Here is a 3141-nt window from a genome sequence, read left to right as displayed (position 1 = left end):
CCGCCGTTTTTCAGGCATTGCGTCGCGCGGTGCTGGCTGGGCTGAGTTGCCGGCCAGCGGCCGGCACTACCTGCTTGCCTTGTCCAGCATGTCCTGCACCGACGCGGTGGTGATCGGGTGGTAGCCCGGCTTGGCCTTCTCGAAGGCCGCCTTGGCGAACGCCAGGCCTTCGGGGGTCTTCACCAGTTCGGCGTAGATCGGCAGGATCAGCTTGCGACGGCCCACGCGCTCGATGAAGGCCGCGGCCGGTTCATTGGCCTCGGTGTACCCGCTGCGGATGGCCAGCGGGTACCAGCGCATCGCGATTTCGCCATTGGCGGTGCCGGTGAAGTGGTACGCCTTGTCCAGCGCGGCCAGCTTCTCCAGCGGCAGGGTCTTGCCCAGGCCGTCGATGAAGTGCACCCATTCCTGGGTGCCCCACTCGCCGGTGATCTGCACGTTCGGCAGGGTGTTGCTGCCCTGCCAGGCAATGCGCGCGGTGTCGACGATGGAGAAGTTGCGCGAGCGTGCCTTGGTCGCGAACGCCGGGATGCCCGGCTCGTCCAGCCATGCCTTCAGTTCGGCGTCGGTGACCGCACCGGGCTTCTTGGTCAGCAGGTTCTTCTTCATGTAGGCGACGAACTGGTCGGTGTTCGCGCTCTGGAAGGCATGGTCATCGAACCAGCCACGCAGGAACGGATCGAAGGTGTCGCGACCGAAACGCTGCTCCAGGAACTGCAGGAACCAGGCGCCCTTGACGTAGGCCACCTGGCTCAACGCATCGTCCGGATCACGCTCGGTCAGCGGCGGCAGCGCCAGCGCCTGGTCGGCCGGGCTCTTGTCCTTGATCTCGGCCAGCAGGTCGTTCTGGTCGATCTCGCGCTCCATCTCGGCCATCTCCTGGCCATACAGCGCTTCGGTGATGCGGCCCTGCACGTAGGTGGTGAAGCCTTCGTTGAGCCAGATGTCCTTCCAGCTGGCGTTGGTCACCAGGTTGCCCGACCAGCTGTGCGCCAGTTCATGGGCCACCAGCGACACCAGCGACTTGTCGCCCACGATCACGGTCGGGGTGGCGAAGGTCAGGCGCGGGTTTTCCATGCCACCGAACGGGAACGACGGCGGCAGCACCAGCATGTCGTAGCGGCCCCAGCGGTACTGGCCGTACAGTTTCTCGGCGGCACCGATCATCTTCTCGGTGTCTTCGAATTCCTTGGCGGCCTTGCCGACCATGGTCGGTTCGGCCCACACGCCGGAACGGCCGGAGATCGGCTCGAACACCAGGTCGCCGGCGGCGATGGCCAGCAGGTAGGACGGGATCGGTTGCGGCATCTTGAAGGTGTAATCACCGTCACGCGCGGCCTTGGGATCGTTGTCGGCGCTCATCAGCACCATCACGTCCGGGCGCGAGGTGACATGCGCGGTATAAGTGAAGCGCACGCTCGGCGTGTCCTGCAGCGGCACCCACGAACGGGCGTGGATGGCCTGGGACTGGCTGAACATGAAGGGCAGCTTCTTGCCCTCGGTCATCGACGGCTCCAGCCACTGCAGGCCCGACGCGGTCGGGGCGGTGTGGTAGGTGATCTGCACCTTGGCCGGCTGCGCAGGCGCGTCGATGCTCAGCTTGCTGCCGAACACCTTGTCGGCCGGAGCCAGCACGAACTGCAGCGGCGATGCCGTGCCGTCGGCGCCGATCGCCTCGACCTTCTCCACGCTCAGCTCGCGGGTGTCGAGCACCAGCTGCTTGGCCGCCTTGTCCTTCCACTCCAGGGTGTAGGTGGCGGTGCCACCGATCTGCCTGGCGTCAAAATCCAGCTTCAGGTCCAGCGCCACGTCCTTGACCACGACCTTGTCCGGCTCGGCGTAGGAGCTTTCATCGTGGCTGCGGCTGTCGGCTTTCATGGCAGTGCTCGCCGGTGCGGTGGCAGTGGGCGCGGCAGCGGGGGCTGCAGCTTCTTTGGAACAGCCGGCGGCCAGCGCCACGGCAAGGGGAATGAGCAGGAACGGAGATCGCATGGACATCGGGACCGATCAGGGTGAAACCACCAGTTTACCCCCTGTCCGCCCACCCCACAGCGCTGGCACCCCGGGCTGCGCATTCAGTCTGGCTCGCACAGCAGCCGCGCGCCGCCGGCGTATTTGGCACGGTACATCGCCGAATCCGCGCGGCGGTAGACCTCGCGCAGGTCTTCGCCCGGTCGATAGGCCGCGCCGCCGGCACTGGCCTTGAGCGGGGTCTGCTCACCGCCCTCGGCGGCCAGCGACGCCAGCCAGTGGCGCAACCGGACGCAGGCCACCGCATGGCTGGCATGCACGCCCAGCACGAACTCATCCCCGCCCCAACGCCCGATCCAGTCGCCGGGCTGCAGCCACTGCCGCGCCGACTCCACCAGCCGGACCAGCACCTGGTCGCCGGCCAGGTGGCCGTACGCGTCATTGATCGGCTTCAGGTTGTCCAGGTCCACCACGAACAGGCTCAACGGCTGCCGCCGCGACTGTGCCAGCCGCGCCGAGTCGGCCAGGGCCTGCTCGCAGCCGCGACGGTTGAGTGCCTGGGTGAGCGGATCGAGCAGCACGCTGCGGCGCAGGTCGCGCAGGCCGGCATCGACGCCGTGCAGGTTGCGGTTGATGCTGCGCAACAGCCGGCCGATTTCGTCATGGCCGAGGTCGGGCAGGTGCGGCAGGCGCTGTTCGTCATAGTAGGCCTCCAGCGCATCGGCGGCCTGGCGCAGCGGCGCCATCAGCCGGTACAGCGCCATCATCGCCATCGCGGTGCCCACCACGGTGGCGCCCAGCACCACGCCCACCACGGTCCACATCGTGTCGCGCTGGTAGTGGCCGCTCATGGCCATCCACCCCAGCAGCACCAGCAGCGGCACGTGCACGCCGATGAACACCACGGTCATCAGCTTGGCGCTGAACGACCGGGGAAACACGCGGGCCAGGCCGCGGTACAGACGCATGGCAGGCCCTCTCTGACAGCCTGCCCGCAGTGTGGACCAGCTCCCTCAGCGGGAACTGGACCGGTGTCTCAAACCTTGTAGCCGGAGTGAATCGAAACGATGCCGCCGGTCAGGTTCTTGTAATGGCAGCGCGCAAAGCCCGCCTCGCCCATCATGGTCTTGAGCTGTTCCTGCGGCGGGTGCTTGCGGATGCTCTCGGCCA

At 67.1% G+C, this 3141-nt stretch carries 3 protein-coding genes; all 3 read right to left on the bottom strand.

The window, feature by feature from the left end; all coding sequences use genetic code 11:
* Positions 1–66 precede the first annotated feature (66 nt).
* The gene (locus tag DBR34_RS14615) at positions 67–1992 is read right to left on the bottom strand and encodes a M1 family metallopeptidase (protein ID WP_128097335.1); all 1926 of its coding nucleotides are present in this window, start codon (positions 1990–1992) and stop codon (positions 67–69) included.
* 83 nt (positions 1993–2075) lie between these two features.
* Positions 2076–2939, bottom strand: a complete 864-nt coding sequence (locus tag DBR34_RS14610; protein WP_128097330.1) for a GGDEF domain-containing protein — start codon at positions 2937–2939, stop codon at positions 2076–2078.
* A 68-nt stretch (positions 2940–3007) separates the two neighbouring features.
* On the bottom strand, positions 3008–3141 hold a 134-nt coding region (locus tag DBR34_RS23255), incomplete at its 5' end, for a class I SAM-dependent methyltransferase (protein WP_258223960.1).

Source organism: Stenotrophomonas sp. HMWF003 (assembly GCF_003061285.1).
GTDB classification, from domain to species: domain Bacteria; phylum Pseudomonadota; class Gammaproteobacteria; order Xanthomonadales; family Xanthomonadaceae; genus Stenotrophomonas; species Stenotrophomonas maltophilia_AP.
The sequence above is the reverse complement of the archived record's forward strand: the minus strand, read 5'-3'. Positions and strand labels throughout refer to the sequence as shown.